Annotated in this window: 10 protein-coding genes; 5 read left to right on the top strand and 5 right to left on the bottom strand. The window is 61.8% G+C overall.

Translation table 11 applies throughout. The annotated features are described in order from the left end of the window. Nucleotides 1-2,435 (bottom strand): AMP-binding protein (locus D3P04_RS08030; RefSeq protein WP_119747621.1); only part of this gene is annotated, 2,435 nt, incomplete at its 3' end. Between the two features lie 27 nt (nucleotides 2,436-2,462). Beyond that, on the bottom strand, nucleotides 2,463-4,238 hold the full coding sequence (locus tag D3P04_RS08025) for an ABC transporter ATP-binding protein (protein WP_182912775.1): 1,776 nt from the start codon (nucleotides 4,236-4,238) through the stop codon (nucleotides 2,463-2,465). Nucleotides 4,239-4,472: 234 nt separating this feature from the next. On the opposite strand from D3P04_RS08025, the gene D3P04_RS08020 reads away from it, so the two are divergent. The 3 genes from D3P04_RS08020 (at nucleotide 4,473) to D3P04_RS08010 (ending at nucleotide 6,505) form a co-directional block, all read left to right on the top strand. Continuing rightward, complete coding sequence (locus D3P04_RS08020) at nucleotides 4,473-5,150, top strand: hypothetical protein (protein WP_119747617.1); 678 nt, start codon at nucleotides 4,473-4,475, stop codon at nucleotides 5,148-5,150. A gap of 124 nt (nucleotides 5,151-5,274) precedes the next feature. Then, nucleotides 5,275-5,952, top strand: coding sequence for an acyl-homoserine-lactone synthase (locus D3P04_RS08015; RefSeq protein ID WP_119747615.1), 678 nt, complete (start codon nucleotides 5,275-5,277; stop codon nucleotides 5,950-5,952). A 13-nt stretch (nucleotides 5,953-5,965) separates the two neighbouring features. After that, the gene (locus D3P04_RS08010) at nucleotides 5,966-6,505 is read left to right on the top strand and encodes a hypothetical protein (RefSeq protein WP_119747613.1); all 540 of its coding nucleotides are present in this window, start codon (nucleotides 5,966-5,968) and stop codon (nucleotides 6,503-6,505) included. Here D3P04_RS08010 and D3P04_RS08005 read toward each other — a convergent pair. The 3 genes from D3P04_RS08005 to D3P04_RS07995 all read right to left on the bottom strand — a co-directional run bounded on the left by D3P04_RS08005 (nucleotide 6,490) and on the right by D3P04_RS07995 (nucleotide 11,885). After that, nucleotides 6,490-7,176, bottom strand: a complete 687-nt coding sequence (locus D3P04_RS08005; RefSeq protein WP_182912774.1) for a LuxR family transcriptional regulator — start codon at nucleotides 7,174-7,176, stop codon at nucleotides 6,490-6,492. The two genes, D3P04_RS08010 and D3P04_RS08005, sit on opposite strands and share 16 nt — an antisense overlap. 198 nt (nucleotides 7,177-7,374) lie before the next feature. Next, a complete protein-coding gene (locus D3P04_RS08000; protein ID WP_119747610.1) occupies nucleotides 7,375-10,659 on the bottom strand; it encodes an efflux RND transporter permease subunit in 3,285 nt (1,094 codons plus the stop codon). After that, the gene (locus D3P04_RS07995; protein WP_182912773.1) at nucleotides 10,659-11,885 is read right to left on the bottom strand and encodes an efflux RND transporter periplasmic adaptor subunit; all 1,227 of its coding nucleotides are present in this window, start codon (nucleotides 11,883-11,885) and stop codon (nucleotides 10,659-10,661) included. The genes D3P04_RS08000 and D3P04_RS07995 overlap by 1 nt, the downstream gene beginning before the upstream one ends. A 506-nt stretch (nucleotides 11,886-12,391) precedes the next feature. Between D3P04_RS07995 and D3P04_RS23855 the strand changes: the two genes are divergently transcribed. Continuing rightward, complete coding sequence (locus D3P04_RS23855; protein ID WP_220475288.1) at nucleotides 12,392-12,763, top strand: ABC transporter permease subunit; 372 nt, start codon at nucleotides 12,392-12,394, stop codon at nucleotides 12,761-12,763. After that, the gene (locus tag D3P04_RS23850) at nucleotides 12,718-12,948 is read left to right on the top strand and encodes an ABC transporter permease subunit (RefSeq protein ID WP_220475287.1); all 231 of its coding nucleotides are present in this window, start codon (nucleotides 12,718-12,720) and stop codon (nucleotides 12,946-12,948) included. Before D3P04_RS23855 ends, D3P04_RS23850 begins: the two co-directional genes overlap by 46 nt. Nucleotides 12,949-12,958: the final 10 nt, after the last annotated feature.

The following is a 12,958-nucleotide window of genomic DNA, read 5'->3' as shown; positions in this document are numbered from 1 at the left end:
TGTCCGGGGCTGAACGGATTGGCCAGGAAGCGTTCGGCGGTCAGGTCGGGGCGGTTCAGATAGCCCTGCGCCAGACCCGCCCCCGAGATATACAGCTCGCCCACAACTCCAACAGGTACAGCCTGCAGGGACGCGTCGAGGATATGCGCCTGCATGTTGTCCAACGGTCGCCCGATCGGGACAGGCCCGTGATGGGAGGGTTCAAGCTGGCAGGTCAGCGCAAAGGTGGTGGCTTCGGTCGGCCCATAGCCGTTGACGATCCGCAGCTTTGGAAAGCGCTGTTGCAGCAGGGCGATGGCCGAAGGCGACAATATGTCTCCACCCGCCCAGATCTGTTCGAGACCGGCAAAGAAATCGGGCGCAGTGCGGACGAATTCATTGAACAAGCCTGCGGTTAACCAGACGGAGTCCACGCGGTGACGTCGCAGCACGCGAGTCATCTGTTCCGGGTCGGTCGCCTCGCGCGGGCCAATGACGATGGTGCGGCCGTTCAACAGCGGCATCCAGAGTTCGAAATTCGAGGCGTCGAAGGCATGAGGCGAATGCAGGAGCACACGCCTGTGGCCGCTGGCGAAGCGGCGGTCGCGGATGAAATCGGCGATGTCCCGGTGACGGATGGCGACACCCTTGGGCGTACCCGTTGAACCCGAAGTGAACATGACATAGGCCAGCATGTCGGGAACAGGCAAATGGGGTTTCGGCTTCGCCGGGGGCAGAGGGTCACGGTCCAGTCGCAACAAATGACGACAGGTGATTCCGCGCCCTTCGAGAGCGGCATCAGCGATCAAATGACGGGCGTCTGCGGCGGCTATGACCTCGTTCAGGCGCTGGTCGGGATGCAATTCGTGCAGCGGCACGTAATGACCGCCGCATTTCAGCACTGCCAGCGAAGCCGCGATCACGTCAGCCGACCGGTTCAGCAGCAGTGCCACCGGCTGGCCCGCCTCCAGTCCCTGCTGTTGCAGGGCGGCCGCGATGGCATCCGAGCGGGCGTCGATTTCGGCAAAGCTGTGGCTGATATCATCATCGATCACCGCGATGGCATCCGGGGTCCGCTTTATCACCCCCGAGAAAAGACTGGTGATCGTCGCGGGCGGAAGGTCGGTGGAGGTATCGTTGGAAATCGCGATCTGCCGGGCTTCGTCGGCGGTCAACAGGTTGATGAGAGCCAGCGGGCGGTGGGGTGCGGCGAGGGCGGCATCGGCGAAGCCGAGGAAGCGATCAAGATGCATCTGAATCTGCGACGGCGTGATGATTTCGGTATTGCCATCGAGATTGACCGTGAAGACCGGGCTGCCCGGCATGCCGACGATGGTCATCGAAATATCCTGGACCGCGCCGTTCGACAGGGCGGTCAGTTCAGCGGGAATGCCGGCGAAATCGAAATGGTAGTCGAAAGGAACGATATTGATGCGCGGACCGAAGCCGCGTGCCTCGCTTCCGGTCAGCTTCAGGATTTCGGCGCTGCGGCAGCTTTGATGCTTGATCGCGTGGCGGATCCCCGTGCCGGTCGCGCGGGTCAGGTCGGTCAGTGAGCTGTCCGGGGTCATGTCCAGCCGAAGGGGCACGACATTGGCCAGCATACCCGGCGCATTGCGTGTGGCGCGGGTGCGCGCGGCCACTGGAAAATCGAAGAGCATCGATGGCCGTCCGGCAATCCGCTGCAGATAGGCGCCGGCCAGTGCCGTCAGGATTTGTGGCCAGCGCGCGCCGGCGGTCGCTTCGGCCTGCAGCAGCGCATGTGCCAGATTGGCGGGTATCGCCGCGCTGGCTCGGTGATAGGCTGACGAGGCGCGGTGCGGGGTGCCGTCCAGCCCCGCGGGGGCAGGGGCGTCCGCCAGAAAGTCGCGCCATGCCTGAATATCCCGCGTGTGGCGGTTGGAGGCGCGGTAGCGTTCGTCCTCGGACAGGATCGTTTCGACGCTGTCGACATCGCCGACTGGTGCCGTCCGCCCTTCGGTTAGCGCGGCATAATGCTCGGCCAGCCGACTATTCATCAGCGAGCCGCTGAAACCGTCCATGACAGCATGGTGATAGCGCTGGAACAATACCGCGCCATTGTCCGCCAGCCGGTACAGGACGAATGTGTATGGCGGCTCGGATGCCAGATCATAGACATGACGACAGCGCGTTTGCATATCCGTCTCTGCCTCGGCCATATCGGCGCAGTCGATCACGATCAGCCCGCTGCCGCAGTCGCCGGTCTGGAACTGGCGCGGGCCGTCGGGCGTATCGATGATGCGCAGACGCAGCGTGTCGAACTCGGCCACGCTGACATCCAGCGCCCGGTGCAGCAGATCGGTGTCGACGTCACCTTGCAGATGCAGATGGCCGCGCAGGTCCAGAAGATCGTTGGCCGGGTCAAGCTGCTGGGCAAACCAGATTTCCGACTGAGGGGCCGATAGCGGGCGCAGATGGCGGGTATTGATGGTCATCGGAGGAACTCCCGTGTTCGGTCGAGATCAGGCGGAGAGCGGGACTGGCAGGACGGCGGCAGGTTGGGCCGCGGCGTGATTCTGCCGTCCCACCAGCCGGGCATAGAATTCATGTGTCGCCACGAGTTCGGCATGCGTGCCCAAGCCCGAGACGCGCCCCCCTTCGAGGAAAACGATCAGATCGGCGTCGAAAACGGTCGACAGGCGATGTGCAACGACAATGTTGGTGCGACCAGCGCGCAGCCGGTCAAGCGATGCCTTCACCTGGCTTTCGGTTTCACCGTCCAGCGCAGAGGTTGCCTCGTCCAGGATCAGGATCCGGGGATCGCGCAGGAACATGCGGGCAATGGCGACCCGCTGGCGCTGTCCGCCCGACAGGTTGTTGCCCTGTTCGATCAGATTGGTGTCCAGTCCGCGCGGCAGGGACTCGATGAAGTTCAGCGCATCGGCGCGGGCGGCGGCATCGCGGATCTGGTCGTCGGTGAAACTATCGGTCAGGCCATAGGTGATATTGTCGCGCATGCTGCCCGGCATGATCGGGGCGTTCTGCGGGACATAGCCGATCATCCGGCGCCAATCCTGCAAGGGGATTCGGGCAATATCCGTGCCGTTCAGCGTAATCTGTCCGTCGAGTGGCCGATAGAAACGTTCGATCAGCGACAGGACAGTGCTTTTCCCGCTGCCGCTGGGGCCGACCAGTGCGGTGCTGCTGCCCGGCGTAAAGACCAGTGACAGATTATGCAGAACCGGCTGGTGGTTGCCGTCATCCGCCTGATAGGCGAAGGACACATTCTCGAAGCGCAGGTCTCCGGTCTTGGCGGGGGCGGGATCGGCGACAAGATATTCTTCTTCTGTTTCGTCCAGCAGCACGGCGATGCGGGCGGATGCGCCCTTTGCCCGCTGGAACTCGGCCATGAACATGGTCAGCTGCATCAGCGGCGAAATGACGTTGAGGATCGACAGAATGAAGGCGGTCAGGGTGCCGACGCTCATGGTGCCGACTGAGACCCGGCTGGCACCATAGATCAGGATGGTGACGATCGCTGTCGTCATGGCCAACTGAATCACCGGCTCAAGAGTGGTATTGACTGTCGAGCTGCGCATGCCCAGTCGCCGCAGCTTTTCCAGCGCCTTGCCGATGCGGCGGCTTTCGCGTTCTTCGGCGGTGAATGCCTTGACCAGGCGGATTTCTCCGAAAACCTGGGTCAGCAGGCCGCTGAGGCGGGCGGCCTCATCCTGGGTGCGGCGGCTGAGGCCGTCCAGCAACATCGACAGAGGCACCAATACCGCGAAAGCGGCGATTATTGCGCCCAGCAGAGTCATAGCCAGCGCGCTGTCCAGCGAATAAAGGACAGCCGCCACCCCGATCAGCATCATTGTGCCGGTAATCAGGTTGACGACCTGGGTGGTGGTCAGGGCCGAGATGCTTTCGCAGTCGCGCATGATCCGGCTGACCCGTTCGCCGCTGCCTTCGTGGTCAAAGGCGGGAATGGTCAGTCGCAGCATCTTGTCGGAAAGCCGCTGGCGCAGATTAGCGACGATATTATGACCGATCCGGGCCAGCAGCAGCGATGACAGCGCATTGAACAGGGTGGCTCCCAGCAATGCCGCGATCAGGAAGGACATGGTTTCGCTGATCAGCCCGCCACTACCTGCGGTATCCACAACCTTGCGGGTCAGCAGTGGAAAGACCAGCGAACAGGCGACGCCCGCTGCCGCTGCCAGAGTCGCCAGAATCAAGGTCGTGACCGAGGGTCGGCCCGCGCGGATCAGCCGAAACAGTGGCGAAGAACCAGATGCCATGTCATTTCCTCCATTCGGTGGCGGGGATGTCATTTCGGGAACAGCATGGCGGGGATTTGCGATGCGGACTAAACGCCCATTCAGCCCTGCATCTTCTGTCCCGCACAGATGAGGGGGTTAGTTCCGGCCTGCCTGTCTGGCATCAAAGGCAACCCGCATTTGACGGGCGCGGGGGGCTGAGCCTACTGGAGAACCCACCGCCGAATATGTGTTTTTTTGCTGGATACCCGAACCATGGACCATGCCCGAATTCTTGACAGGGAAGCTGACGGACTGTTGCTGATCGCCCCTCTGGCGCCTGCGGCGGATGCCCGTCCCCGCCTTCTGGCGCTTTATCGCGATCAGTTGACCGCTCTGCCCGAATCGGAGCGCGACATGTTTCTGACTGCGCGAGCAATGGCGACGCGCGGCATGCGCCTGCTGCGATTGCAACCACAGGCGATACCCGGGCATCCCGAAGTGGCTTGGCCTTCGGGTATGGTTGGAGCGATGAGCCATGATGGAGGGCAGGTGGCTGTCTGGTTGCGTCGGAGCGGGTCTGAAACGCTGGGTCTGGATCTGCAAGCGATTCGCCCCGATGCGCAGGCCGGCTTGCTGTCCGGGACAGAACTGCATCTGCTGGCGCAACAACCCGGATTGGCACGGTTGCGACCCGAAGAGCAGCAAGCAGGGGCGATTTCGGCCAAGCAGGCGCTGTCGCGCGGATTGGCATTGCAACTGGGCGTGCCGGTCAGCCCTGCCGATCTGGAGATTCGGGCCTCGGCTCGGTCGGGCATCAATCTTCGGCTGATGGATGCGGCATTGCACGGGCTGCGAGTCGACAGCGATTTCCGGGTAGAATTGCGGGTCATGCCGGGATTGGTGCTGACCCGGGTCGCGGTCGGAACATTGTCGCCGCTGCGGCCCTGCTGAATGGCCCCATCTCCTGACCCGTACAGATGCGGGGGTCGGAATGGGCGCGTGCAGACGGGGCGCTGTCGATTCACGACGCATTGCCCGAGGCTTTCTCTAATCAGGAAGCAAGGAGCACCTGTCGATGTTCACGCTAATCCAGCCGCATGAAACCGCCAGCAATACCCATTTGATGCGTGCCATGTTCCGCCTGCGCAAGCGGGTCTTTTATGACCGGCTGAACTGGGCGGTTCAGGTCAGCGGAGATGAGGAACGCGACGGCTATGACGATCTGGGGGCGAGCTATCTGGTCTGGCACTCAGGGGATCGCAGCAGGCTTTACGGGGCCGTGCGGCTGATGCCGACCGATGGGCCGACTCTGCTGCATGACGTGTTCTGGGCAACGCATGGCCGCAATGCGGATCTGATCGGCAACGATATCTGGGAAGGCACCCGGATGTGTCTGGACGAGGAATTGCTGGCGCAGGATTTCTCAAAAATGGATGCAGGGAGGGGTTTCAGCCTGATGTTACTCGCATTGTGTGAGGCCGCCCTGGCCTTGGGCATCAGTCGCCTGGTATCGAATTTTGAACCGATGATGAGCCGCGTCTATCGCCGCGCGGGTGTTCGGATGCAGATGCACGGATCGGCCGACGGGTATGGTCGGCGTCCGGTCTGTTGTGCGTCTTTTGCGGTATCCCGTCAGGTGCGGCACAGCATGCGGCAAGCTCTCTCTATTGCCGGACCACTGTTCCGCCCTTCGGTTCCGTTCATGCCGCCCTGTCAGCCGGCGGCGACGCGCGTTCCCGCCATGCTGCACTGACAGGCAATCGCCAGTGGATCGCGATTTAGACAGTTTTGCCCTCTACTGCCTGGCTGCGGAAATCCGTCCAACCGAAATCCTGCGGGTTCTGGGATTGATCGAACGCAGGCTGGCCGAAGATTCGACCAACGCAGAAACCCATCTCTACAAGGGTGCGCTGCTGGCGCGCCTGGGGCTGGAGGTGCAGGATCCTGCTCAGGTGCAGCGGTTTCTGGAAACCGGGATCGGGATAATGCGCGCCATGGAACCCGTGACTCCCATGCGGTCACTGGCGCATCTGCGGATGCTTTACGCCCGCGGCACCACCCAGGTCATGTTGCCAGTCCCGCCAATGACGGGGCAGGAAATGCATGAAGGCATAGCCCGGATTCTGAAACATCCCGGTTTCGGCCAGTTGCATGGAACACGTCGCGCTGTCGTGATCGGGATGCAGGCGCATCTGCTGAAACAGCAGGGGCAGGACCGGATGGCGGCACGGCTGTGGCATGCGGCCACCCGGATCGAAAAGCGCATCAGAGGCTTTCCCGACGCACCACCTCAGATCATCTTGTAGCGTACAGCCTTGGCCACCGCCTGCGCCAGCGATACACAGTTAAGCTTGACCCGTGCCAGCTTCAGATAACTGCGCACGGTATGTTCCGACAGGTTCAGGATGATCGCGATCTCGCTGTAGGTCTTGCCCTGAGCGGTGAAGCGCAGGCATTCATATTCGCGTGGCGCGAGGTGGGGAATGCCCATCGCATCGGCCGCCGCCTCGGCCAGCGCCTTTACATGCAGGTCCATATGCGCCTGTTCCAGGCTATCGACATGCGCCTCGATATGCTCGTCCCAACCTCTCGATTCGACGCGGCTGATTGACAACACGCTTTTGCGACCATGCGGGTCGATATGAACAAGGCTGTAGCCGACTGTGCCAAGACCCGCCCGCCCGAATTCCTCCATCGTCCTGATCTGATCTGCGTTCAGTATCAGTTCGGACCAGAAAAACGGGGTGTCGCCCTGTTGCGCACGTTGCAGGACGGGATCGGTGACCGCCATGTTGTTCAGCAGATAGCGACTGACCCAGCCTTCGGGATAGGTGGTTCTGACGAAAGGGTTGTCCAGTCCCGTGGTGGGATTGTTCAGCATATGCAGCGTAACATGATCGACTAACAGGATCTTGCGTATGGCCTGAATCGCTTCGGCTGTGGAATTGGCGGGCAGTATGGCACGGGTAAGCGTCATTTGCGTCCAAATAGCTGGATTTTGCTTCATCACTTCGGTCTGTAGCGAAGCACACCTTAGGCAAGATGTATGACGCTTTCCTGTCCCGAGGTGGTTTCGGCGAAAACTTGCCGATCCGACCGGGTGTTCCTGGATCATCCCCGCGGAAAATTACCAGATCGAAAAATACCCGATCGACAAGGATTCGCGATTCCGGCTCTATCCTGCCGAGCTTTTCTGAATCGGCCTGTCGTAAGTGGCGTCGATTTGAGACTGGGAAGAATGTGCCGCAGGCCGTTCACGATCCCGGCCCGGTAACAGGGCCAGATTCGCTTTGGCCACGGCAACGGGCGGTTCCGCGGGCAGATCAGCGGGAGGCGTCCGGCCGGGCATATGCCGATGATCGTCGGGAGGCGGCTCAGGCAGGATGCGCGCTACCCGGCGACCCAGTGAGTCAAGATAGGTCAGCACCACCGGCACCACCACCAGCGTCAGCACGGTAGACGAGATCAGCCCGCCGATCACTGCATGTGCCATGGGTGCGTTCTGGCTTGTGCCCTGATGCAGGCTCAGCGCCATCGGCAGCATCCCCAGGATCATCGCCAGCGTGGTCATCGCAATGGGACGAAAGCGGGTGTGCGCCGCATCCATGAGGGCGTCGTAGAGATTTGTGCCCCGGCGAACCTGCTGGTTGGCATTATCTACCAGCAGGATGGCGTTCTTGACCACCAGCCCCATCAGCATGATGGTACCGATTGCCGACATCACGTTCAGGCTGGACCCGCCCAGCCACAGCCCCACAATCACACCGATCAGCGACAGCGGCAGTGACATCATGATTGCCAGCGGTTGCAGGATGCTGCCGAATTGCGAGGCCAGCACCAGATAGATGCATATCACCGCCAGCAACAGCGTTGAGACCGCCGAGACGCCCGCTTCGGCCATTTGCTCGGTATCGCCGCCAAGCGAAAAGCGATAGCCTTCGGGCAGTTCCATTTCCTTCGTCAGGCGAGAGATTTGCGCATGGACATCGCCGGGCGCGTCGGGGGACAGATTCGCCTCGATCGTGACCCGGCGCGATAACTGCTCGCGCAGGATCTCGTCCGGGCCGCTGCGCCGTTCGATCCGGGCGACCTGGTCCAGCCGGATAATCTGGCCGTTCCCCGAATCGATGCCAACCGGCAGGTTGCCCAATGCCTCGATCCGGCTGCGATCGGCCTCGCCAAGACGGATGACGATATCATGGCTCTGACTGTCAGGAGCGGTCCAGGTGGCGACGGTTTCGCCGATCATCATCGGCTGAAGAACCGCGCTCAGATCGCGAGCGGTAAGGCCCAGTTCGCTGACCCTCTGGCGATCCAGTTCGATTCCGATTTCGGGCTGGGTCTGTCGCATCGAGGATGTGATATCCTCGACTCCCGGGATATCCGTCAGCCGCTCGGTCACCCGATCGCCGATCCGCCGCAGCGTCTCGCTGTCCTGCCCCAGAACGACGATTTGCACAGGCTTGCCCGTGCCGCTCAGATCGTTCCCGGCACTGACCTCGGTCTGCAACCCTGCGTGACGCTGAAGCATGGGCCGCAGGCTGGCGGCGAATTCCGTCGCGGAGGCATCACGCTGCGCATGTGGCACCAATGTTATCCCGATGCTTGCGGTATTCCTCTGGCCACTCCCCACGCTGGCCGTGCCGATGCTGGTATAGGTCGAAGCGACCTCGGGCATCTCGCGCAGCCTTGCCTCGATCTGCTGCGCACGGGCGGCGGTATAGTTCAGCGACGACCCCGGAGGTGCTTCGATACTGACCGAGACACGGCCGTTATCTTCGGAGGGCAGAAATTCGGCGCCAACCATCGGGATCAGGGCAAAGCTGCCGATGAACAGGGTAATGGCCATTATCAGCGTTGTCAGCCGGTGCCGCAGCGACCAGCGGAGTATCGACAGGTAGCATCCGGTCAGACGGTCGAAACCGCGATTGAGCTGTGCAACCGACCGCCCCACCGGGCCGCGTCGGACCCCCGGCTGCGCGGCCGGATCGTTCCAGACGCTGGATAACATCGGGTCCAGTGTGAAGGCCACGAATAGCGAGATCAGCACGGCGACCGAAACCGTCACGCCGAATTGCAGGAAAAACCGGCCCAGAATGCCGTTCATGAACGCCACCGGCAGAAACACGGCGATAATGGCAAGCGTGGTGGCGGTGACGGCAAGGCCGATCTCTGCCGTGCCATCCAACGCCGCGCGGCGATGACTTTTGCCGGCCTCCAGATGGCGGGCAATGTTTTCGCGCACGACGATGGCATCGTCGATCAGGATGCCGACCGACAGCGACAGCGCCATCAGCGTCATGATGTTCAAAGTGAAGCCAAGGAAATGAAGCGCCACCAGTGTTCCGATCATCGAGATCGGCAGAGCCAGCCCGGTGATGACGGTCGAACGCCATGAGTTCAGGAACAGGAACACGATCAGCACCGAGAGGACCGCGCCCTCGATCAGCATGTTCTGCACCGCGCCCACCGAATCCTCGACCGCCCCGGCCTCACTGGCGATGACTTCGACATGAACATCGCCGGGCAGCAGGCTTTGTCCGAGACTTTCAGCCGCATGGGCAATGCCGTTGGCCACCTCGATCGTATTGGCGCCCTGAATCTTCATCACGTCGACTGCCAGCGCGGGCTCGCCATTGAGAAAGGCGAGGCTTTGCGCCTCGGCAGCGCCGATCCTGATATCGGCGACATCGGACAGGTGGATCGGCTGTCCTGCGTGATGGCCAATGATCAGGTCGCGGAAATCATCGATATTCGCCAATGCGCTGCGGATCTGGATCGATTGCGACTGCGCGCCGCCGGTGATCGTCCCCGCCGGCAGATCCTCGGCATCGTTTGCGATTGCCGTTCTGACCTCGGACAGGGGGATGCCTTGCGCGGCCAGCCGGTCGGGATCGATGGTTACATCGACCTGCGGCGGAACCCCACCTACAAGCGTGACGCTGCCGACACCATTCACATTGCGTAGCCGGTCGAGAACGTGATCCTCGGCAAGCCGGGTGAGCTCCGACAGGGAGCGTCGATCGGAACTGATCGCCAGCGAGATGACCGGCGTGGCGGAAGGATCGAATTTCAGGATGCTGGGCGTTTCGGCGGCATCCGGCAGGCTGGACTGAACCGCCGCCATCCTGTCGCGCACGTTGTTCATCGCCTCGTCCGGGGATATCTCCAGATCGAACTGCATCAGGACCATGGCCTGCCCGGCCTGCGCGGTGGAACGAATCACATCGATTCCACTGATCGTCGCCATCGAGTCCTCGATGGGTTTGATGATGTCATTCTCTACCGCTTCCGGCGATGCTCCTTTGTAGCCGACCACGATGGCGACGGCGGGTACATCGACATCGGGCATATGTTCAACCGGCAGGCGCTGCCAGGAGAACAGGCCAAAAACCGTGATGGCCAGCATGACCATCACGGTAAAGACCGGGTTGTTGACGCTGATGCGGGTCAGGAACATCAGCCCGCTTCCTCGATGCGAATTTGCATGCCGTCGCGCAGCTCCGGCAACCGCCCCGAAACGATCCGATCCGAAGCCTTCAGGCCCGAGGTGATCGCGATCAGGGCGTTGCTGTCCCACATGGACGGGTCGATGTCGACCGGTTGGCGCACCAGGCGGTCGCCGCTGATCTTCAGCACATGACGGCCGTCCGCATCTTCCCGCAGCGCGTCCTGCGGGATGGCGATGGCGTCGGGCAGGCTGCCGATCTCGACCTGACCACTGACGAACATGCCGCCGCGCAGGATTCCGTCGGGATTGTCCACCCGCACCGTCACGGCGCTGTTGCGGCTGCCTTCGCTGGCGACCGGAGCGATTCCATCGATTCGACCGATGAATTCCCGGTTCGGCAGGCCCTGCAATGTCAGGTGAACCTTCTGTCCGGGTTTCAATGATACGGTTCTGGCCACCGGGACGTCCACCCTTGCCTGCATGCTGGACAGGTCGGCCAGTTCGAAGACGGCGGTGCCGCTGGCGACGGTCTGGCCCGGATCGACCTTGCGCGCGGCTATGATGCCGTCGAAAGGTGCGAGAATGCGGGTATCGCGCAGGGCGATCCTGGCGGCGGAAACGGTTGCACGCTGCATTTCCAGATTGGCCTTGTGCACTTCGAGATTACTGCGGGAGCTTTCGAGATTCGCGGCGGCGGTCAGTCCGCGATCGCTCAGCCGTTCGGACCGCTGCCTCTGCGTCTCGGCCAATAGCGACTGTGCGCGGTTGGCCTCCAGCGCCGCCTGCTGTTGGAGAAGTTGGGCCTGCTGACTGTTGCTTTCGATTTGCAGTAACAGATCGCCACGCGACACCCGGTCGCCCAGACGCGCCCGAACCTGTTCGACCGTCCCTGTCGTCCGGCTGGCGATCTCGACCTGAATATACGGGTGCAGGGTGCCGCTGACCGCAAGGGTCCGGCGGAGGGTTTGCGGTCGTACGGTGAACACATCCAGCGGATGCAGAAGGGTGGCTGTATCGGCGGCGACAGGGGTGGGAGGCGCAGCGGGAGGCGCCGGATCGGGCATCGCGATGACCGCCACCAGTGTCAGCATCAACAGAACCACGATTCCCCATGGCCACAGCCGTCGCCGCAATCGCGGTCCGGCGTGCAATTCGCGAGCAGATTTTGCCCATGCCGGTTTGTCGTTACGGGGGGCCGTAAAAGCGGGCTGTTCCATCGAGGGCGCGGGCGACATGCGGTGATTCCGTTTCTGCGCAAGGGAGCGGTGCCCCTGAAGAATGCCCGGCATCGGCCAAAAGCGGAAAACGCCAGATATGCCCCGCACAGATGAGGGGTGTGACGGCTTGCTGTCAGAGCAGACCCGGAGGATTCCAATGCTGGTTCACTGCTCATCTGCGGGGACATGATATGCGGGTATGTGCCGTTCCAAGATCGTCGGCAGAACGCAGGAATCTCCTGCATTAAGCAAAAATGGCATTATCTGGTATTCATGGTGTGGCGCAAACCCTCCGACTTTCAGTCGAACCTGCCTGTCAGTGTTCCTTGCGCGCTCATCAGGCATCGTTTGACGGGAATGACAGATGCCGTCAGAAGCTCCCAATTTCTCTGCCGCCACTTGGAGGATCGCCGGATTCGACCCAGCGTTCGGTCCTGGACGACCGGAAGGCCGTCATGACATCGCCGACTGCACCGCTGATCTTTTGCAAGATCAAGAAGTTCTGCGAGGGGGAGCTGTCCTTCGTGCCGGAGGCCGCCGGGGCGAAGGCGCTGCGGGATTATTCCGGGGGGCTGCTGACGCAGGGGCGATTGCCGCTCCGGCGGGGGCTCGGCGTTTTCGACGTCCGGATCATCCCGTCGATCATCGTGCTGTCGATGCAGCCCATCGCGCTGATCTTTCGCCAGACACGATCTGCGGTGCTTGAAATTCTTTCGGAAGATTTCATGCGGACGGCGCGTGCCAAGGGCGTATCCGAAGCCATCGTCGCGCTCAAACACATACTCCGGCCGGCGCTGACGCCGATCGTTGCCCAACTCGGCCTTATCCTCATTACCATTATCAATCGCCCATGTTTGTCGAACTGGTTTTCGGCCTGCCAGGGCTGGGCAGGCTGACGGTCGAGTCCATGCTTTCCTCGGACTATTCGGTGATCCTCGCCATCACTCTGATCGGCGCCGTGTTGGTGATGATCTCTGACCTGTTGGTCGATCTCATTTATCCACTGCTCGATCCGCGAGCTGGCGCAGGATGGTTTCCCCTCGATATTCGGAATCTCCGGAATCAAATCGGAATCAATTGAACGGAAATCT

Source organism: Paracoccus onubensis, assembly GCF_003591515.1.
Lineage (GTDB): Bacteria > Pseudomonadota > Alphaproteobacteria > Rhodobacterales > Rhodobacteraceae > Paracoccus > Paracoccus onubensis.
The sequence above is the reverse complement of the archived record's forward strand: the minus strand, read 5'-3'. Positions and strand labels throughout refer to the sequence as shown.